This window comes from Cronobacter sp. EKM101R (assembly GCF_963888145.1).
GTDB lineage: Bacteria > Pseudomonadota > Gammaproteobacteria > Enterobacterales > Enterobacteriaceae > Cronobacter > Cronobacter turicensis.
Window position 1 is genome coordinate 109,278 of record NZ_CAWPHW010000002.1, and the last position, 17,814, is coordinate 127,091.

Sequence of the window (17,814 nt, forward strand, 5' to 3'; positions counted from 1 at the left end):
GATGCCCCGTTTGCAGCCGGGGGACAGGACGTTCATCCAATAGTTGTCTTCGGGAGTAGGAAATGAAGCCTTTATTGCGCTGGTGTTTCGTTGCGACAGCACTCACGCTGGCAGGATGCAGCAACTCTGCCTGGCGTAAGAGCGAGGTCCTGGCGGTGCCATTGCAACCGGCCTTGCAGCAAGAAGTGATCCTCGCACGCATGGAGCAGATCCTCGCAAGTCGGGCTTTAACCGATGATGAACGCGCACAGCTTTTATATGAGCGCGGAGTGTTGTATGATAGTCTTGGTTTGCGAGCACTGGCGCGGAATGATTTTTCACAAGCGCTGGCTATCCGACCCGATATGCCTGAAGTATTCAACTACTTAGGCATTTATTTAACGCAGGCAGGCAATTTTGATGCTGCCTATGAAGCGTTTGATTCTGTACTTGAGCTTGATCCAACTTACAACTACGCGCATTTAAATCGCGGTATCGCCCTCTATTACGGCGGACGTTACCGATTAGCGCAAGATGATCTGCTGGCGTTTTATCACGACGATCCCAATGATCCCTTCCGTAGTCTGTGGCTCTTCCTTGCTGAAAGCAAAATGGATGAGAAACAGGCCAAAGCGGCCTTGCAAGAACGCTTTGAGAAATCGGACAGAGAACAGTGGGGATGGAACATTGTCGAATTCTGGCTCGGCGACATTAACGAAAAAACGTTAATGGAACGCCTGAAGGCAGACGCAACGGATAACACCTCGCTCGCTGAGCATCTCAGTGAAACCAACTTCTATTTAGGTAAGTACTACCTAAGTCTGGGGGATAAGGACAGCGCCACGGCACTGTTCAAATTAGCGGTTGCTAACAACGTCCACAACTTCGTTGAGCACCGTTATGCATTGTTGGAATTAGCGCTCTTGGGCCAGGAGCAAGATGACCTGGCAGAATCGGACCAGCAATAGCTGACGAACATTTCAGCCCACGGATTTTTTTATTAAAGTCATCACCTTAACCGGTGAGGGCCTGTTTGTTCGTTAATACACCTACTTTGAGCCGGTTCACACTTTTAATGAAAATTGCAGAAAATTTTCACGATGAGTTATGTAGACTGGCCGCCATTAATTCTGAGGCACTCGTACTACATGGCTGAATTCGAAACCACTTTTACTGATCTGGGCCTGAAGGCTCCTATCCTTGAAGCCCTTAACGATCTGGGTTACGAAAAACCATCTCCAATCCAGGCAGAATGTATTCCGCATCTGCTGGGCGGTCGCGACGTTCTGGGTATGGCCCAGACCGGTAGCGGCAAAACCGCAGCGTTTTCACTGCCGCTGCTCCATAACATTGATGACACTCTGCGCGCGCCGCAGATCCTGGTGCTGGCACCGACCCGCGAACTGGCGGTTCAGGTTGCTGAAGCCATGACTGATTTCTCTAAACATATGCATGGCGTAAACGTCGTGGCCCTGTATGGCGGCCAGCGTTATGACGTGCAGCTGCGCGCGCTGCGCCAGGGTCCGCAGATCGTGGTCGGTACGCCGGGCCGTCTGCTGGATCACCTCAAGCGCGGCACGCTGGATCTTTCTAACCTGAAAGGCCTGGTACTGGACGAAGCAGACGAAATGCTGCGTATGGGCTTCATCGAAGACGTTGAAACCATCATGGCGCAGATCCCGGCCGAACATCAGACCGCGCTTTTCTCCGCGACCATGCCGGAAGCGATTCGTCGCATCACCCGTCGCTTTATGAAAGAGCCGCAGGAAGTGCGCATCCAGTCCAGCGTGACGACTCGCCCGGACATCAGCCAGAGCTACTGGTCTGTTTACGGCATGCGTAAAAACGAAGCGCTGGTGCGTTTCCTTGAATCGGAAGATTTTGACGCGGCGATTATCTTCGTTCGTACTAAAAATGCGACCCTGGAAGTGGCTGAAGCGCTGGAGCGCAGCGGTTACAACAGCGCCGCGCTGAATGGCGACATGAACCAGGCCCTGCGCGAGCAGACCCTGGAGCGCCTGAAAGATGGTCGTCTGGATATCCTGATCGCAACCGACGTTGCGGCGCGTGGTCTGGACGTTGAGCGTATCAGCCTCGTAGTGAACTACGACATCCCGATGGACTCCGAGTCTTACGTTCACCGTATCGGCCGTACCGGTCGTGCAGGTCGTGCGGGCCGTGCGCTGCTGTTCGTTGAGAACCGCGAGCGTCGTCTGCTGCGTAACATCGAACGCACCATGAAGCTGACCATTCCGGAAGTGGAACTGCCGAACGCAGAACTGCTGGGCAAACGCCGTCTGGAAAAATTCGCCGCGAAAGTACAGCAACAGCTGGAAAGCAGCGATCTGGACCAGTACCGTGCGCTGCTGGCTAAGCTTCAGCCGGAAGGCGAGCTGGATGTAGAAACGCTGGCTGCCGCGCTGCTGAAAATGGCGCAGGGCGAACGTCCGCTGATCCTGCCGCCGGATGCGCCGATGCGTCCGAAGCGCGAGTTCCGCGATCGCGATGACCGTTTCGAGCGCCGTGGCGACCGCAACGAGCGTGGCCCGCGTACCGAGCGTAACGGTGCCGGCGAAGAGCGTCCGCGTCGTGAGCGTCGTGAAGCAGGCGATATGGAACTGTATCGCATCGAAGTGGGCCGTGATGATGGCGTTGAAGTGCGTCACATCGTGGGCGCTATCGCCAACGAAGGCGATATCAGCAGCCGTTACATTGGTAACATCAAGCTGTTCGCCTCTCACTCCACCATCGAGCTGCCGAAAGGCATGCCGACCGAAGTGCTGCAGCACTTCACCCGTACGCGTATTCTGAACAAACCGATGAATATGCAGCTGATGGGTGATGCACAGCCGCGTGGCGATCGTCGCCCTGCTGGCGGTGGCCGTGGTTTCGGTGGCGAACGTCGTGAAGGCGGTCGCGGTGAAGGCCGTAGCGAAGGTCGTCGTTTCAGCGGCGAGCGTCGCGAAGGCGGTCGTAGCTTCGGTGGCGAACGTCGTGAAGGCGGCCGCGGTCCGCGTCGTGATGACGCAGCGACCCCTCGCCGTCGTTTCGGCGACGCATAAGCACAGCGAGTCTGACAACAAGCCCCGGCCATGCCGGGGCTTTTTTTATGGGCGCGATTTAGGCCGCTCGCCATGCCATGAATGTTTTCCCTCTCCATGTGGCTCATGGCTGCCTGACAGCCGGAGAACCTAACGTGCTATGCCAGGCCATTCTGGCTAATAAATCCGCTACTGCGCTGCGCCACCCCAGCCGAATACGTCACGCTTTATCAGAGGCGTAATTTTTTCTCCTTTTTGTACTCGCGTACTGGTACAATGAATCATCAGGGTAACCTTTTTCACAGGAAAGCATTATGGCCACACTTGTCGCCCGCAGCGCCTCGCCTTCGCTTTTAAGCGGCGTTGTGATTATCGCCGGTACGATCATCGGCGCAGGCATGTTCTCTCTGCCGGTGGTGATGTCCGGCGCGTGGTTTTTCTGGTCGCTGCTCGCTCTGGTATTTACCTGGTTCTGTATGCTTCATTCAGGATTGATGCTGCTGGAAGCCAACCTCAACTACCATATCGGCGCGAGCTTCGACACCATCACCCGCGACCTGCTCGGAAAAGGGTGGAACGTGGTGAACGGCGCATCCGTCGCATTTGTCCTCTACATCCTTACTTATGCCTATATCTCGGCCAGCGGCTCGGTGCTTCACCACACGTTTGCAGGCATGAATATTGACGTGCCGGCGCGGCTGGCGGGTTTCGGCTTCGCGCTTATCGTTGCGTTTATCGTCTGGCTCTCCACCCAGGCCGTGAGCCGGATGACGGCAATTGTGCTCGGCGCCAAGGTCATCACATTCTTTCTGACTTTCGGCGGGTTGCTGGGGCATGTTGAGCCCACGACATTATTCAACACCGTCGAGGCAAGCCCGAGCTATACGCCGTACCTCTTAATGACGCTGCCGTTTTGCCTGGCTTCATTTGGCTACCACGGCAACGTACCGAGCCTGATGAAATACTACGGCAAAGAGCCAGGGGTCATCATTCGCTGCCTGGTCTGGGGAACGCTGCTTGCGCTCGCGCTTTACACCATCTGGTTACTGACGACGATGGGCAACATTCCGCGCCCGGAGTTTATCGGCATCGCCAAAGCGGGCGGTAATATCGATGTGCTGGTGGGGGCGCTGAGCGATGTGCTGAACAGCCGCACGTTAGATGTGCTGCTGATTGTGTTTTCCAACTTCGCGGTGGCGAGCTCATTCCTTGGCGTGACGCTGGGGCTGTTCGACTACCTGGCGGATCTCTTCGGGTTTGACGATTCGCCGCGAGGGCGTCTCAAAACCGCGCTGCTCACGTTTTTGCCGCCGATGGCGGGCGGGCTGTTGTGGCCGAACGGGTTTCTGTATGCGATTGGCTATGCGGGGCTGGCGGCGACAATCTGGGCGGCGATTGTACCGGCGCTGCTGGCGCGCGCGTCACGGCAGCGTTTCGGCAGTCCGCGCTTTCGCGTCTGGGGCGGCAAAGGGATGATTGCGCTGATACTGCTGTTTGGACTCGGCAACGCGCTGGTGCATCTGCTTTCCAGCTTCAATCTGCTGCCGGTGTATCAGTAACGTTGCGTTTGCCCTCTCTTGCGCAGAGGGCAAACACTCGCATTAACTCAACAGTTCTTCGCGCACCTGCATGGCGAGATCAAACGAGTGCAGCCGCGCCTCGTGATCGAAAATCTGCCCGTTAACCATAATCTCATCGGCTTCGGTTTCACGCAGTATAGATAACAACCCATGGCGAACTTTCGCTTTATCGCCGACCAGCGACATGCTGAGCGCCTGCTGCACCCCGTACTGCTCCGCCGGGCTCCAGAAGCTGTCCATGGACTCAATCGGCGGCGGCAGCTGGCTGGTTTCGCCGCGACGCAGTTTCACAAACGCCTGCTGCATTGAGGTAAACAAAAACTCCGCATCGCGATTGCTGTCGGCCGCGACGATATTAATGCACACCATCGCATACGGTTTTTCCAGGCGCTCTGAAGGCTGGAAATGCGTGCGGTAGAGGTGCAGCGCCTGCAACAGCATATCTGGCGCAAAGTGCGAGGCGAACGCGAACGGCAGGCCCATCTGCGCCGCAAGCTGCGCGCTGTAGAGGCTCGAACCCAGCAGCCAGACCGGAAGTTTTGCGCCATAGCCTGGCACCGGGCGCACCGCCGGGTTAGGGTCGTGGGCGTCGAACCAGTCCGTCAGTTCTTTCACATCGCGCGGAAAGTTGTCGATATCGTGATTCATATGGCGGCGCAGCGCCATCATCGTGCGCTGATCGCTGCCCGGCGCGCGGCCAAGGCCCAGCTCAATACGGCCAGGATAAAGGGCGTCGAGCGTGCCGAACTGCTCGGCAATCACCAGTGGCGCGTGGTTGGGCAGCATCACGCCGCCGGAGCCCAGGCGCAGCGTGGTGGTATTGGCGGCGAGATAGCCAATCAGCACCGATGTCGCGGCGCTGGCGATGCCGGTCATATTGTGGTGCTCCGCCAGCCAGTAGCGGTCGTAGCCGCGCTTCTCAGCGAGACGGGCTAAATCGAGCGAGTGGTGGAACGCCTCACGGGCGGAGGAGCCTTGCGGGATCGGCGCGAGATCGAGCACCGAAAAAGGCACAACAGATTTATCAGACATAACGGCTCACTTAATTACAGCAGTGTCATCAGATTGAAGGTCTTCTTCCAGCCTGGCGCATTTCGGGGATTTTGCCCGCGGCCCGGCCGGAAAGCTGTCCTTTCATACTGCATGAATTCATGCAAAATGCTGTTAACAAAGTGAGCCTTTTCTTACGCCTGAAGCGCCATCCCGGCGAGCCTGCGCCAGTAGCCGTTACAGTCGCTGTGCGCGGCGAGCGGCAGCGGGGCGGCGCCGTTTTCATTGGCCCGGAACGCGTCGAGGACAGTCAGCGTTTCCGGTCCCATCGGCGAGAGACGCACTATATCCACCAGTCCCGCCATCGATGACAGGTCGTTGCCGAGGTTATAGACATAGCCGCTCATGGTCTGAATGCCATTCAGCACAAAGACCTGGCTGTTCTCCTGCGAGAGCATGCTACGGCCGTTGGGATACTTGATGCAGCAGGTTTCGCACTCATCTTTCGGCCTGTCTTCCGAGCGGGCGGTAAAGCAGCGGGCGGAGTAAGCGAGCGGCAGATGGCCGTAGCTCAGCACTTCCACATCGAACTTGTTGCGAATACCCAGCGCATCGCATTGATCGAGCAGATTCACCAGCCAGTCGCGCGACAGCTCCACCGGCATACACCAGCGCGTCATGCCGTCTTTCAGCAGCAGGCGCAGCGTGACGGCGTTGTAGCAGTTAAGCGCATGGCCCGCGACGAACGGCAGCTTGCGCTCGGCGGCCAGCCCCACGGCGCCGAAGTCGTTGGCCTCAATCAGAAACTCGCCGTTATCGATATAGCGCTTCAGCTCGGTCAGCTCCGACGGCGCCTGCACCAGCGCAAGCGTTGAGAGCACCACCTGCTTGCCGCTGGCGGCGAGTGTTCTGGCAAGCGCCAGCCAGTCGGCGGCTTTGGTATCGCGACGTTTACTGCACACCGCTTCGCCGAGGTAAATCACGTCGGCGGAGCTTTGGGCCGCAGCCTCGTAAAAGCTCTCCAGCGTCGCTTTCGGCCAGTAGTACAGCACCGGCCCTAATGCATATTTCATCCTGCTCTCCTTACTGCCATTTGCGATGGTACGCACCAAGCGTCGTCTGGGTGCCTTCGGCCATCGCGCCGAGCGCGTCCATCCAGGCCGGTTGTGGCGCAAAGCGCTGCGGGTCGGCTTTGCAGCGGTCGATAGCCTGACGCCAGACTTTCGCCACCTGGCTGACATAAGCCGGGCTGCGCTGGCGCCCTTCGATTTTCACCGAGGCGATATTGGCCGCCAGCAGCTCCGGCAGCAGCTCCAGCGTATTCAGGCTGGTGGGCTCTTCGAGCGCGTGATAACGCTGGCCGTCCACCAGATAGCGGCCTTTGCAGAGCGTCGGATAACCGGCGTTTTCGCCTTCCTGGTAACGGTCAATCAACACGTCGTTCAGGCGCGACTCCAGCCCCTGTTCCGTCTGTTGCCAGCGCACGAAACGCGCGGGCGAACAGGCGCCCACGGTATTGGGCGATTCGCCGGTCAGGTACGAAGAGAGATAGCAGCGGCCTTCCGCCATAATGCACAGGCTGCCGAAGGCGAACACTTCCAGCGGCACGGGCGTGACGCGGGCTAACTGTTTTACCTGATGAATGGACAGCACGCGCGGCAGCACCACGCGGGCCACGTCAAAATGGCGCTGATAAAAGCGGATAGCGGCTTCATTGGTGGCGGACGCCTGGACTGACACATGGCGCTCGACGTGCGGATAACGGGCGGCGGCGTACTCCAGCATCGCGAGGTCCGCTAAGATCAGCGCATCGGCGCCGAGCTGGGCGGCCATATCCACTGCGCGCTCCCAGCGTTCATAGCCGTCAGGGTGGGCGAAGGTGTTGATGGCGATGTGCAGTTTGCGGCCACGCTGATGCACATAGCTGACCGCTTCCTGTAATTTTTTCTCGGTAAAGTTGAGACCAGCGAAGTGGCGGGCGTTGGTATCGTCTTTCAGACCGATATAGACCGCATCCGCGCCATTATCGATGGCCGCCTTCAGAGCCGGCAGATTACCGGCGGGGCAAAGCAACTCCATAGCGTGTCCTGAAAATAAAAGCAGGCCGCGTGGGGCCTGGCGCGCTGCATAAAGGCAGCGAAATTGTTAACGAACGGCGATTTTAGTTAACCCGCCCGCGACAATTTTTGATTTAAGGCAGCTAATGTCGTATTGATGGCATCTATAAAGGGGTACCTGCGAAGGCGCAAAGCTTGATTTGAGCCGCTATCTCAACGGACTGATATGGCACAATAACGGCCACTGTGATCTGGCAAGGAGAAAAGCCCGTGTTGAATAATCTGCGTTCCTGTCTGGTACATCTTGGCCCTTCGCTTCTGAAAGCGCCGGTCGCGATCGCGCCGTTTGCGCTCAAGCGTCAGGCGCTGGAGCAACTGCTCGGCTGGCAATTCCGTCAGGCGCTGGCGGATGAGGAGCTGGCGTTTCTTGAAGGCCGCTGGCTCGGCATCGAAGTGCGCGATATCGGCCTGCGCTGGTTCACGTCGGTCGAAAACGACAAGCTCATTGTGCGCGAACAGGCCGAGGCCGACGTTATGTTCCGCGCGGACGCCGCCGACCTGTTAATGATCGCCGCGCGCAAGCAGGATCCCGATACGCTTTTCTTCCAGCGTCGTCTGGTGATTGAAGGCGATACTGAATTAGGGTTATATGTGAAGAATCTGATGGACGCCATTGAGCTCGACGCGATGCCGAAACCGCTGCGCGTGATGTTGCTGCAACTGGCGGACTTCGTTGAAGCGGGGCTTCGCGTCTCGCCGCTAACCAAAGCAACTTCCATAGGTGAACCATGCTGATTCGTGTAGAAATCCCCATTGATGCGCCGGGCATCGACGCGTTACTTCGCCGTGCGTTCGGTCGCGCCGACGAGGCGGAGCTGGTGCACGCGCTCCGTGAAGACGGACTGCTGACGCTGGGGCTGGTCGCAACGGATGATGAAGGGCAGGTGGTGGGTTACGTCGCATTCAGCCCCGTTACCGTGGCGGGCGAAGAGCGCCAGTGGCTGGGGCTTGCGCCGCTGGCGGTCGACGAGGCCTGGCGCGCGCAGGGGATTGGTCGTCAGCTCGTGTATGAAGGGCTCGATTCGCTCAATGAGTTTGGCTACTCGGCGGTCGTCACGCTGGGCTCGCCGGAGTTTTACAACCGTCTGGGCTTTGAGCCAGCCGCCCGCTATGACCTCCACTGCCGCTGGCCTGGCGCCGAGGCGGCGTTCCAGGTGCACCGCCTCGCCGATGACGCCCTGAACGGCGTGCACGGCCCCGTGGATTACCACGAGCATTTTAATCGTTTCTGATCTCAGGGCGTTTGCGGTGCGGTTGTCATCGCCTCAAACGCCAGCTCTCCCGCGACCAGTTGCTCTTTCTGCCGTTTCGTCAGCTGCTTGATGCGGTATTCGGCGCGCAGCGCCTCGGAGCGATTGCCCGCGGGCGCGCTGAAGACCAGCGTCAGCTCGCCTTTGCCGCGCAGCGCTTTGGCGCCTTTGCCGCGCTGATGCTGGGCGAAGCGGCGCGCGACATCGGTGGTGATGCCGGTATAAAGGCGGTTATCGGGGCAGCGGATCAGATAAAGAAACCATTCTTCCATAATACGTATCGGCGGCAGTCATCACTGGCCGCACCTTACCATGATTATCCCTGACAGGAGAACCAATGGACGCTCTCGACGCCATCAGCAAATGGCTCGCTAAGCAGCATGTCGTCACTTACTGCGTCGGCCGCGAAGACGCGCTCTGGTGCGCGAACGCGTTTTATATCTATGACCGCGAGCGGGTAGCGTTTTATCTGTTAAGCGATACCCAAAGCCGCCACGGCCAAATGGCAGGCAAGCTGGCGTCTGTCGCAGGCACGGTCAACGGGCAGACCAAAACCGTGGCGCTTATCCGCGGCGTGCAGTTTGCAGGAGAGTTAAGGCTGGTGGAAGAGCCGGAAAGCGAGGCCTTGCGCGAGCGCTACAACCGTCGCTTTCCGGTGGCCAGGGTGATGTCCTCCCCGCTGTGGGAGATCCGTCTTGATGAGATCAAATTTACTGACAACACCCTGGGGTTTGGTAAAAAACTCGTCTGGTTACGCGCCGAGCAGGCGTAGCGCCTCACGGTTAAATGCCGGTAAATCTTCCGGCGTGCGGCTGGTCACCAGTTGGTCTTTATCGATGACCACTTCCTGATCGTAGAACTCCGCCCCGGCGTTTTTCACGTCAATCACGATAGGCTTGACGGCGGTCAGCTTACGCCCGCGGATCACATCGGCGCTAATTAACAGCTGCGGCCCGTGGCAGATAGCGAAGACCGGTTTACCAGTATTCACAAAGTCGCGGGTAAAGGTGACGAAACGATCGTCGCCGCGCAGGCTGTCGGGTGAATGACCGCCAGGCAACAGCAGGGCGTCGAAATCAGCCGGGCTCACCTCATCGATGGCCTTATCAATAGTGACTTTCGCCTCGCCTTGCTTACCAGTGACGGTTTTACCGGCTTCTTTCTCAATGGTGATCACTTCATGTCCGGCCTTGCGATACTCGGCCGCCGGGGATGTGAATTCCGAATCTTCGAACTCATCAGTGATTAAGACTGCAATCTTCTTGCTCATTACGCCTCCCTTGGTGTCTTTGCAGAACGGTGATGTGCAGTAATGGCTTTTGCCAGAAATGGTAAATACTTAAACCACACAGACTATTAAGCCTGGTTCAGGGCGCTGACATTGCAAGGCAGAAGATTCTGCAAAGGAGCGATCATGAGTCGAGTACTGATAACCGGCGCCAGCGGGCTGGTGGGCGGCCATCTGCTACGGATGCTGGTCGACGAACCGCGCGTGTCGTCGATCATCGCGCCAACCCGTCGTCCGTTGCGCGTGCCGATGCATAAAGTGGAAAACCCGTGCGACCCGCAGCTCTCCGATGTGCTGACGCAGCTTAGCGCGCCGCTGGATATCGTCTTTTGTTGTCTCGGCACTACGCGGCGCGAGGCGGGCAGCAAAGAGGCGTTTATTCTTGCCGACTACACGCTGGTGGTGGACACGTCGCTCGCCGGGCTGCGGCTTGGCGCAAAGCATATGCTGGTGGTCAGCGCGCTCGGCGCGAACCCGAATTCGCCGTTTTTCTACAACCGCGTAAAAGGGGAGATGGAAACAGCGCTGAAGGCGCAGGGCTGGCCGCGGCTGACGCTGGCGCGTCCGTCGCTGCTCATAGGCGATCGCGAAAAACGCCGCGCCGGGGAATCTTTCATGGCCCCGCTGTTTCGTCTGCTGCCGGGGAAATGGAAAGCCATTGAGGCGCAAACCGTGGCGCAGGCGCTGATAAATGCGTCGCTGTCGCCCGCAAAAGAAGACGTCGCGGTGCTCGATTCGGCGCAATTGCGTGAAATAGCGGCGCAAACGGCGCGCTGAACAGCGTTTCAAAACGCGTCCGGCGGGCGTACTATTGACCGGCAAAAATTTACCCCCTGTTTTCCAGAGGAATGTTATGGCTGGTCAGTCTTCATCTCTGGCGCCGAAATCCCCCGCATGGTGGAAACCCGCGCTATTTTTTCTCGTCCTGTTTATTGGTCTGTGGTACGTCAAATGGCAGCCTTATTACGGCAAAGCTTTTACCGCGGCGCAAACCCACAGCATTGGTCATTCCATTCTCGCTAACGCGCAGGATAACCCGTTGCGCGCGGCGATCGATTACGCCGCCATCTATTTTCTCGCCGTCTGGAAAGCCGCCGTGCTCGGCGTGCTGCTGGGCTCGCTGATTCAGGTGTTGATCCCGCGCGACTGGCTGGTGCGCACGCTGGGTCAGCCGCGTTTTCGCGGCACGCTGCTCGGCACGCTGTTTTCACTGCCGGGCATGATGTGCACCTGCTGCGCCGCGCCTGTGGCCGCCGGGATGCGCCGTCAGTCGGTGTCGATGGGCGGCGCGCTGGCGTTCTGGCTCGGCAACCCGTTGCTGAACCCGGCGACGCTGGTGTTTATGGGCTTTGTGCTGGGCTGGGAGTTTACGCTTATCCGCGTGGTGGTGGGCCTGGTGATGGTTATCGGCATCGCGTCGCTGGTGCAGCGGTTTGTGGCCGACACGCCAGCGCCTGCGCTGCCAGAGGCGGCGCTGCCCGCAGAGGCTCCGCAGGGCAGCTTTATGGCGCGCTGGTTTCAGGCGCTCTGGACGCTGTTCTGGAATACGATCCCGGTGTATCTGCTGGCGGTGCTGGCGCTGGGCGCCGCGCGCGTCTGGCTGTTCCCGCACGCCGACGGCGCGGTGGGCAATACGCTGTTCTGGGTGCTGGCGATGGCGATTGCCGGTTGCCTGTTCGTTATCCCGACCGCGGCGGAAATTCCGATTGTGCAGACCATGATGGTAGCGGGTATGGGCGTCGCGCCGGGGCTGGCGCTGCTGGTGACGCTGCCTGCGGTAAGCCTGCCTTCGCTCATCATGTTGCGTAAGGCTTTCCCTGCGAAAGCGTTATGGCTGACCGGCGGGATGGTGATGCTGGCGGGTGCGGTGACAGGCGCGCTGGCGCTGGTTTTCTGATACTGGAAAGGTGGGTGCGCTTCGCTTACCCACCCTACAAAAGCCAAAAGTATTCCCTTTACCGTAGGGCGGGTAAGCGAGCCTTATCCATTCTGTAGGGCGGGTAAGCAAAGCGCACCCGCCGGAGAACCGGCGTTGCGGTGTTGTAGGGCGGGTAAGCGAAGCGCACCCGCCATCGTCATAAGTGTAAGGATGTCGCAGAAACCCTCTCCCCGGCGGGAAGAGGGCTGGGGTGAGGGGATTATTTAATGTAGGTAAACGCGGTGGTGACGTGTTTCACGCCGCTCACCCGGCTTGCGGTATCCGCTGCCGCGCGGCCTTCGCGGTCGGTCACCAGACCCAGCAGGAACACTTCGCCGTTCTCGGTCGTTACCTTCACGTTAGACGATTTCACCTGATCGCTGCCAAGCAGCTGAGAGCGCACTTTGGTGGTGATCCAGGTGTCCGACGACGCGGTGCCCAGCCCAATCGGTTGACCGTTGCGGATCTCGTTAAACACTTCCGTCGCGCCTTCCACGCCCATCGCGATTTGTTTCGCGCGGGACGCCAGTTCCGGGTTCGGCGACTGGCCCGTCAGCAACACTTTGCCCTGATAAGCCGTCACGTTAATACGCGCTTCTTTCTTCAGCTGTTCATCTTTGCCAAGCGCGGTATTGACGCGCAGCTCCAGCGTCCCGTCATCAACCTGAGTACCCACACTGCGCGGATCGGTGGCGGCTTTGGTGCCGACAGCCGCGGTTCCGACGACGGCGGCCGCGACGCAGCCCTGTAGCACTAGCGCGGTCATCACCACCGCAAGGGGTTTAATGGCCTTCATGAGCACTCCTTAATCATCCTGGTGTGGAAACAATGTGTTATCGATAAGATCGCACAGGCAGTTGACTGTCAGCATATGCATCTCGTGAATGCGCGCGCTGCGATGGGAAGGAATACGGATCTCCACATCCTGCGGGCCGAGCAGACCTGCCAGCTCGCCGCCGTCGTAGCCAGTCAGCGCCACGATAGTCATATCGCGGGTGACGGCCGCTTCAACGGCTTTCACGATATCGCGGCTGTTACCACGGGTGGAGATCGCCAGCAGCACATCTCCGGCGTGGCCCAGCGCGCGCACCTGTTTGGCATACACTTCGTCATGCAGCCTGTCGTTGGTTATCGCGGTTAAGACCACATTATCGGTATTTAGTGCAATGGCAGGTAAACCGGGCCGTTCGGTTTCATAACGATTGATCATGCTGGCTGCGAAATGCTGCGCGTTGGCGCCGGACGTGCCGTTACCGCAGCAGAGGATTTTGTTGCCGTTAAGGAGAGACTGAACCAGGGTCATGGCCGCACGTGAAATCGCATCCGGGAGTGCTTCCGCCGCCGCAATCTGGGTTTGAATGCTTTCCGTAAAGCAGACTTTGATTCTTTCTAGCACGATTATCCTTTGAGCGTTACGTCATTTCAGGCGTGGAGCGAAAAGGCGTTCGCAATCCACTCGATTTCATTGCCGGTGAAGGCTAACACATCGAACCGGCAATCCACAGTATCAAAGCTCCCATTGTGGCGCGCTAGCCACAACCGGGCGGCATGTAACAATTTTTGCTGTTTGCTGCGGGTGACGCTGGCGGCCGCGCCGCCATACAGACTGGCGCGGCGGTAGCGTACCTCGACGAATACCGTCACGCCACGATCGTCCATGATGAGATCGATTTCGCCGCCACGCTCATGCACGTTGGCGGCGATAAAGCGTAATCCTTTACGCTCAAGAAAAGCGCGCGCCCGGGCTTCCCAGACGGCGCCGGTCTCTTTGCGACTCAGTTGGCCGGAACCAACTGTCCCTGCTGGTATTTGAGCCACGTTAACTTCCTGTTAATGACGCAGTTCTGTGTCGCGCTAAGCGCGCCGGTGTTGCCGCTCAGCTGGAAGCCGGGCACCTGACGCATCTGAGAGAAATGGTTCGCCAGCGACCAGGCATCCACGCCCATCGCATACAGACGCGCCAGCGAGTAGTCGTTATTCACCGCGGAAAGCGCCTGCTGCTGCAGCGCTGGGTTGCTGCCGGTGAGCATCGGGATATCGCTGAACTCCAGACCTTCCATTTCGAGGCGGAAATCCGGGCCCGAGCCGCCCTGAGCGCTGCGCGAACTGGCATACAGCGTCGCTCCGCTGTGGCTGCCCGCGCGCATGGCGATCATCGGCTTAATCAGGGCAATCTCAGACGGCGTGGCGACGATATAGACGGCATCCACGTTGCCGCTGCTGCCTGCGGTGATTTGCGCGTCGGTCGGCGGCGCCGGAATGGAGAGGCCGCCTATGGTCACAGGCTGCTGTTGCGGCAGGCTGGCGGCGACAGGCGAGCCGGTCAGCGCGATGCCGGTGCCGCCGTTGATATTCATTTTCAGCTCGTTGACGGAGCCGAATTTCTGCTGCAGCACCGTACCGCCGCCAAGCTGCGCCCAGCGGTCGGCGAAGGCTTTAGTGACGCGATCGCCCAGCGCGCTGTAAGGCACCAGCAGTAGCGGCGCGCGTTTGCCTTCCTGCCAGATATGGGCGGCGGCGTCGGCGGCTTCATCTTCCGGCGACAGCGCGAAATAGCAGACATTCGGGCGATTCTGCACCGTCTCCGGCTGGTTAAGCGCCAGCACGTTCAGCGGTGTGCCGCTTTTCAGCACGCCGTCCACGCTCTCTTTCAGGAGCGGGCCGACGACCAGGCTTGCGCCATCCTGCTGCGCCTGGGCCAGGATCTGCGTGATGGACTGCGAGCTGGTGTCATACACTTTAATTTCCGCGGCAGGGTTCGCGGGCGCGGCAGCGACAGGCTGTGCATCAACCGGTTGCTGTGTTGGCTGCGCGCTTTCCTGGGCGTCAGGCTGCGCGGCCAGATCGTCGACCGGGGCGGCGGCAGGGCTTGCCACGCCGTCGGTCGGCGGTGTCTGGGCGCTATTCGCAGGCTGTGCGGCGCTCTCCGCCTGCGCAGGCGTTGGCGACTGAACGGCGACCGGGCTGGTGCCCGCGTTTTTCGCGGCTTCAAAACCTTGCTGGATGGCGCGGCCAAATACCGCCGCCTGGCCGTTCAGCGGCAGCAGCAGCGCGATTTTATCGGCAGAGGCAGGCTTGTAGTTTTGCAGATTAGCGAGCTGCGTCGGCAGCATTTTCGCGCCCGGATTTTGCGGGTAGCGCGTCTGCCAGTCCTTCACGCCCGCCTGGAGCATTTTCGGATCGTTGCGGTTATCGAACCAGACGCGCTGAAGATCGAGCCAGCCCTGAAGCGTGTTTTCATCGGCGTTGATGACCAGCGCCTTCGCTTGATCCGCAGACATCTGCGACAGCGCCTGCCAGGTGGCGTCGATGTTTTTCTGTTTCGACGGGCCCTGCAACAGCGGCTCCTGCGCGATCAGCGCACGTAGCAGTTCCAGCGACGGACGGCCCTGGCTGGCGTCGATTTTGGCCTGCCAGTAGCGGGCTTTCTGCTCGTCGTTCAGATCCGCCGGGCTGATTTTATCCAGCAACGCGATGGCGCCCTGATAATCCTGCTGCGCCACTTTGATTTGCGCTTCCAGCAGCGACGCTTCGCGACGCTGGGCGTCCGTCAGGTTCTGCGGCAGCTCGCCGTAGAGCGTGATGGCGCGCTCGCGTTTACCTTCGCCGAGCAGTGCACGTATGGCGAGTAATTGCCAGTTGGTCTTGCTATCATCACGGCTTTGTTCCATCTGGTGCAGATAAAAGCCGGAATCCGCTTTGGCTTCGCCCTGCATATGCGCAGTGCTTTGATCAGGCGTCTGCGTGCCGCAGCCTGCGAAAAACAGGGCTGCCAGCAGGACAGGCAGACAACGCGCGGCTTTAGAGCCGGAAAATTTAGAAGGTACCATACTGTATCCAGTGGGTTTTTCTGGTGAATGTTCAATTTTAAATCGGCAATACGGACGAAACAATGAAACAAAACGATTCGGCGCAGAATTCTCAGGGCCAGCTCTATATCGTCCCGACGCCTATCGGCAATCTCGGCGACATCACGCAACGCGCCCTGACAGTATTGCAGTCCGTCGATCTTATCGCCGCTGAGGATACCCGTCATACTGGTCTGTTGCTGCAACATTTTGCTATCAGCGCCCGGCTTTTTGCGCTGCACGACCATAACGAACAGCAAAAAGCGGAAACCCTGATAGCCAAACTGCGCGAGGGGCAGAACATCGCGCTGGTGTCCGACGCCGGGACGCCCTTGATTAACGACCCGGGCTATCATCTGGTGCGCGCCTGCCGTGAAGCCGGACTGCGCGTGGTGCCGCTGCCGGGGCCGTGTGCCGCTATCGCTGCGCTTTCCGCCGCGGGCTTGCCCTCTGACCGCTTCTGCTATGAAGGCTTTTTACCAGCGAAATCCAAAGGCCGTCGCGACACGCTGAAGGCGCTGGAGCAGGAGCCGCGCACGCTGATTTTTTATGAGTCCACCCATCGTCTGCTGGAAAGCCTGGAAGATATGGTCGCCGTCTGGGGCGAGTCCCGTTACGTGGTGCTGGCGCGCGAACTGACCAAAACCTGGGAAACCATTAACGGCGCGCCGGTGGGCGAGCTGCTCGCCTGGGTGAAAGAGGATGAAAACCGCCGCAAGGGTGAGATGGTGCTCATCGTCGAGGGGCATAAAGCGCAGGAAGACGCGCTGCCGCCTGACGCGCTGCGCACGCTCGCGCTGCTGCAGGCCGAGCTGCCGCTGAAAAAAGCCGCGGCGCTGGCGGCGGAAATCCACGGCGTAAAGAAGAATGCGCTCTATAAGTACGCGCTGGAGCAGCAGGCGTAAACCTGCTTTGCGCCCGTTCGCCGTCGCGACTGTCAGCGCGACGGCCATAAACGCCCTGAATCACACGATTTTCAGTTCAACGCCCGTTTTCTTAAGCGACGTTTTGTCTTTTTCGCTGATGCCTTCGTCAGTGATGACACAGTCTAGCTCGGCCATCGGCAACACCTGGTTAAATCCGCGACGGTTAAATTTGGTCGCGTCCAGGACGGCGATAACCTTATGGGCCGCCGCCGCCATCGCGCCGCTGACAGAATAGCCTTCGTTAAAGGTGGTAATGCCGTTAGTGGCGTCAATGCCGTCGGCGCCGACAAACATCAGGTCGGCGCTGATGCCCTGCAATGAGTGCTCCGCAATCGTGCCATGCATGGAAAGCGTTTTATGCCGCACCGTGCCGCCGCAAACCACCAGCGTAATATCTTTATTATTCGCGAGCGCGCAGGCGGCGGGCAGGCTGTTGGTGATGACCGTAATATTCGCCATCCTGGCCAGCTCGTGCGCAATGAGCAGGGTCGTGCTGCCGCTATCGAGAATGAGCGTCATTCCTTCGTTGATCATCGCGGCGGCGGCCTGGGCGATGCGTTTTTTAGGATCGCTCGCCAGCTGGTAGCGTTCTTCCAGCTTCACCTCCTGATTGTCGCTTTCCGCAAGGTTGCTGCCGGGCTTCCCGGCGCCGCCGTGAAAGCGCGTCACCAGCCCTTTTTCTTCCAGAAAGCGCAGGTCGGCGCGGATGGTGACCTCAGAAATGTCAAAAGCGTTCGAAAGATCCAGTACCATCACGCTACCTTGCGTATTCACCAGATCGAGAATTTTGTTCCTTCGCTCAAAAGAGTTCATATCGGTTTGCCTGATAATTGACTCCTGCCAGTGTAAATGAAGCAATGTGAAAGATGAACGCCGT

The 17,814-nt window shown here is 59.1% G+C and carries 20 protein-coding genes; 10 read left to right on the forward strand and 10 right to left on the reverse strand.

The window, feature by feature from the left end; all coding sequences use genetic code 11:
• The first annotated feature begins 62 nt into the window (after window positions 1–62).
• The 4 genes from nlpI to mtr all read left to right on the forward strand — a co-directional run bounded on the left by nlpI (window position 63) and on the right by mtr (window position 4,579).
• On the forward strand, window positions 63–947 hold the full coding sequence (gene nlpI / locus AACV31_RS04280; protein ID WP_007766827.1) for a lipoprotein NlpI: 885 nt from the start codon (window positions 63–65) through the stop codon (window positions 945–947).
• 107 nt (window positions 948–1,054) lie between these two features.
• On the forward strand, window positions 1,055–1,135 hold the full coding sequence (gene yrbN, locus AACV31_RS04285) for a protein YrbN (protein ID WP_097563900.1): 81 nt from the start codon (window positions 1,055–1,057) through the stop codon (window positions 1,133–1,135).
• Window positions 1,128–3,041, forward strand: a complete 1,914-nt coding sequence (locus AACV31_RS04290) for a DEAD/DEAH family ATP-dependent RNA helicase (protein ID WP_075197336.1) — start codon at window positions 1,128–1,130, stop codon at window positions 3,039–3,041. Before yrbN ends, AACV31_RS04290 begins: the two co-directional genes overlap by 8 nt.
• Window positions 3,042–3,334: 293 nt before the next feature.
• On the forward strand, window positions 3,335–4,579 hold the full coding sequence (gene mtr / locus AACV31_RS04295) for a tryptophan permease (protein WP_165155621.1): 1,245 nt from the start codon (window positions 3,335–3,337) through the stop codon (window positions 4,577–4,579).
• A 42-nt stretch (window positions 4,580–4,621) separates the two neighbouring features.
• Here the strand turns inward: mtr and AACV31_RS04300 are convergent, their stop codons facing one another.
• The 3 genes from AACV31_RS04300 to ubiU form a co-directional block, all read right to left on the reverse strand.
• On the reverse strand, window positions 4,622–5,632 hold the full coding sequence (locus tag AACV31_RS04300; protein WP_161589594.1) for a luciferase-like monooxygenase: 1,011 nt from the start codon (window positions 5,630–5,632) through the stop codon (window positions 4,622–4,624).
• 152 nt (window positions 5,633–5,784) lie between these two features.
• Entirely contained in the window at window positions 5,785–6,663 is an 879-nt protein-coding gene (locus AACV31_RS04305) for a U32 family peptidase (RefSeq protein ID WP_161589595.1), read from the reverse strand.
• Window positions 6,664–6,673: 10 nt separating this feature from the next.
• On the reverse strand, window positions 6,674–7,669 hold the full coding sequence (ubiU, locus tag AACV31_RS04310; RefSeq protein ID WP_075197340.1) for a ubiquinone anaerobic biosynthesis protein UbiU: 996 nt from the start codon (window positions 7,667–7,669) through the stop codon (window positions 6,674–6,676).
• Between the two features lie 248 nt (window positions 7,670–7,917).
• On the opposite strand from ubiU, the gene ubiT reads away from it, so the two are divergent.
• On the forward strand, window positions 7,918–8,442 hold the full coding sequence (ubiT, locus tag AACV31_RS04315) for a ubiquinone anaerobic biosynthesis accessory factor UbiT (protein ID WP_075197341.1): 525 nt from the start codon (window positions 7,918–7,920) through the stop codon (window positions 8,440–8,442).
• Entirely contained in the window at window positions 8,436–8,939 is a 504-nt protein-coding gene (locus AACV31_RS04320; RefSeq protein WP_075197342.1) for a GNAT family N-acetyltransferase, read from the forward strand. The genes ubiT and AACV31_RS04320 overlap by 7 nt, the downstream gene beginning before the upstream one ends.
• Window positions 8,940–8,941: 2 nt before the next feature.
• Here AACV31_RS04320 and AACV31_RS04325 read toward each other — a convergent pair whose 3' ends face one another.
• Window positions 8,942–9,229 carry a GIY-YIG nuclease family protein gene (locus AACV31_RS04325; protein ID WP_012815036.1) on the reverse strand — a complete coding sequence of 96 codons (288 nt, stop codon included), beginning with the start codon at window positions 9,227–9,229 and terminating at the stop codon, window positions 8,942–8,944.
• Between the two features lie 65 nt (window positions 9,230–9,294).
• Here AACV31_RS04325 and AACV31_RS04330 point away from each other — a divergent pair, with 65 nt between their 5' ends.
• Window positions 9,295–9,729 carry a YhbP family protein gene (locus AACV31_RS04330; protein WP_007766848.1) on the forward strand — a complete coding sequence of 145 codons (435 nt, stop codon included), beginning with the start codon at window positions 9,295–9,297 and terminating at the stop codon, window positions 9,727–9,729.
• On the opposite strand, the gene AACV31_RS04335 is transcribed toward AACV31_RS04330, so the two are convergent.
• A complete protein-coding gene (locus AACV31_RS04335; protein ID WP_146376589.1) occupies window positions 9,709–10,227 on the reverse strand; it encodes a type 1 glutamine amidotransferase domain-containing protein in 519 nt (172 codons plus the stop codon). The two genes, AACV31_RS04330 and AACV31_RS04335, sit on opposite strands and share 21 nt — an antisense overlap.
• A 144-nt stretch (window positions 10,228–10,371) precedes the next feature.
• Between AACV31_RS04335 and AACV31_RS04340 the strand changes: the two genes are divergently transcribed.
• Both AACV31_RS04340 and AACV31_RS04345 read left to right on the forward strand, forming a co-directional pair.
• On the forward strand, window positions 10,372–11,022 hold the full coding sequence (locus AACV31_RS04340; RefSeq protein WP_165155623.1) for an NAD-dependent epimerase/dehydratase family protein: 651 nt from the start codon (window positions 10,372–10,374) through the stop codon (window positions 11,020–11,022).
• 76 nt (window positions 11,023–11,098) lie between these two features.
• Complete coding sequence (locus AACV31_RS04345) at window positions 11,099–12,142, forward strand: permease (protein WP_165155625.1); 1,044 nt, start codon at window positions 11,099–11,101, stop codon at window positions 12,140–12,142.
• Window positions 12,143–12,383: 241 nt separating this feature from the next.
• On the opposite strand, the gene dolP is transcribed toward AACV31_RS04345, so the two are convergent.
• The 4 genes from dolP to AACV31_RS04365 are packed head-to-tail and all read right to left on the reverse strand — an operon-like array spanning window position 12,384 to window position 15,993.
• Entirely contained in the window at window positions 12,384–12,959 is a 576-nt protein-coding gene (gene dolP, locus AACV31_RS04350) for a division/outer membrane stress-associated lipid-binding lipoprotein (RefSeq protein WP_007714902.1), read from the reverse strand.
• Between the two features lie 9 nt (window positions 12,960–12,968).
• On the reverse strand, window positions 12,969–13,559 hold the full coding sequence (gene diaA, locus AACV31_RS04355) for a DnaA initiator-associating protein DiaA (protein WP_004385040.1): 591 nt from the start codon (window positions 13,557–13,559) through the stop codon (window positions 12,969–12,971).
• Between the two features lie 26 nt (window positions 13,560–13,585).
• On the reverse strand, window positions 13,586–13,981 hold the full coding sequence (locus AACV31_RS04360) for a YraN family protein (protein WP_012815042.1): 396 nt from the start codon (window positions 13,979–13,981) through the stop codon (window positions 13,586–13,588).
• Window positions 13,939–15,993 (reverse strand): penicillin-binding protein activator, encoded by a 2,055-nt coding sequence (locus tag AACV31_RS04365; RefSeq protein WP_165155627.1) that lies wholly within the window; start codon window positions 15,991–15,993, stop codon window positions 13,939–13,941. The genes AACV31_RS04360 and AACV31_RS04365 overlap by 43 nt, the downstream gene beginning before the upstream one ends.
• Before the next feature lie 62 nt (window positions 15,994–16,055).
• Here AACV31_RS04365 and rsmI point away from each other — a divergent pair, with 62 nt between their 5' ends.
• Window positions 16,056–16,916: a 16S rRNA (cytidine(1402)-2'-O)-methyltransferase gene (gene rsmI / locus AACV31_RS04370; protein WP_041923119.1), complete on the forward strand. Its 861-nt coding sequence runs from the start codon at window positions 16,056–16,058 to the stop codon at window positions 16,914–16,916.
• A 60-nt stretch (window positions 16,917–16,976) separates the two neighbouring features.
• Here rsmI and AACV31_RS04375 read toward each other — a convergent pair whose 3' ends face one another.
• A complete protein-coding gene (locus tag AACV31_RS04375) occupies window positions 16,977–17,750 on the reverse strand; it encodes a DeoR/GlpR family DNA-binding transcription regulator (protein WP_165155629.1) in 774 nt (257 codons plus the stop codon).
• Window positions 17,751–17,814 lie beyond the last annotated feature (64 nt).

Coding starts and splice junctions, on each gene's coding strand:
- AACV31_RS04320 (WP_075197342.1), top strand. CDS start 8,436: ATGCTGATTCGTGTAGAAATCCCCATTGATGCGCCGGGCATCGACGCG.
- AACV31_RS04340 (WP_165155623.1), top strand. CDS start 10,372: ATGAGTCGAGTACTGATAACCGGCGCCAGCGGGCTGGTGGGCGGCCAT.
- dolP (WP_007714902.1), bottom strand. CDS start 12,959: ATGAAGGCCATTAAACCCCTTGCGGTGGTGATGACCGCGCTAGTGCTA.
- AACV31_RS04300 (WP_161589594.1), bottom strand. CDS start 5,632: ATGTCTGATAAATCTGTTGTGCCTTTTTCGGTGCTCGATCTCGCGCCG.
- AACV31_RS04335 (WP_146376589.1), bottom strand. CDS start 10,227: ATGAGCAAGAAGATTGCAGTCTTAATCACTGATGAGTTCGAAGATTCG.
- AACV31_RS04375 (WP_165155629.1), bottom strand. CDS start 17,750: ATGAACTCTTTTGAGCGAAGGAACAAAATTCTCGATCTGGTGAATACG.
- AACV31_RS04330 (WP_007766848.1), top strand. CDS start 9,295: ATGGACGCTCTCGACGCCATCAGCAAATGGCTCGCTAAGCAGCATGTC.
- nlpI (WP_007766827.1), top strand. CDS start 63: ATGAAGCCTTTATTGCGCTGGTGTTTCGTTGCGACAGCACTCACGCTG.
- AACV31_RS04345 (WP_165155625.1), top strand. CDS start 11,099: ATGGCTGGTCAGTCTTCATCTCTGGCGCCGAAATCCCCCGCATGGTGG.
- AACV31_RS04290 (WP_075197336.1), top strand. CDS start 1,128: ATGGCTGAATTCGAAACCACTTTTACTGATCTGGGCCTGAAGGCTCCT.
- rsmI (WP_041923119.1), top strand. CDS start 16,056: ATGAAACAAAACGATTCGGCGCAGAATTCTCAGGGCCAGCTCTATATC.
- AACV31_RS04365 (WP_165155627.1), bottom strand. CDS start 15,993: ATGGTACCTTCTAAATTTTCCGGCTCTAAAGCCGCGCGTTGTCTGCCT.
- mtr (WP_165155621.1), top strand. CDS start 3,335: ATGGCCACACTTGTCGCCCGCAGCGCCTCGCCTTCGCTTTTAAGCGGC.
- AACV31_RS04325 (WP_012815036.1), bottom strand. CDS start 9,229: ATGGAAGAATGGTTTCTTTATCTGATCCGCTGCCCCGATAACCGCCTT.
- ubiU (WP_075197340.1), bottom strand. CDS start 7,669: ATGGAGTTGCTTTGCCCCGCCGGTAATCTGCCGGCTCTGAAGGCGGCC.
- AACV31_RS04305 (WP_161589595.1), bottom strand. CDS start 6,663: ATGAAATATGCATTAGGGCCGGTGCTGTACTACTGGCCGAAAGCGACG.
- yrbN (WP_097563900.1), top strand. CDS start 1,055: ATGAAAATTGCAGAAAATTTTCACGATGAGTTATGTAGACTGGCCGCC.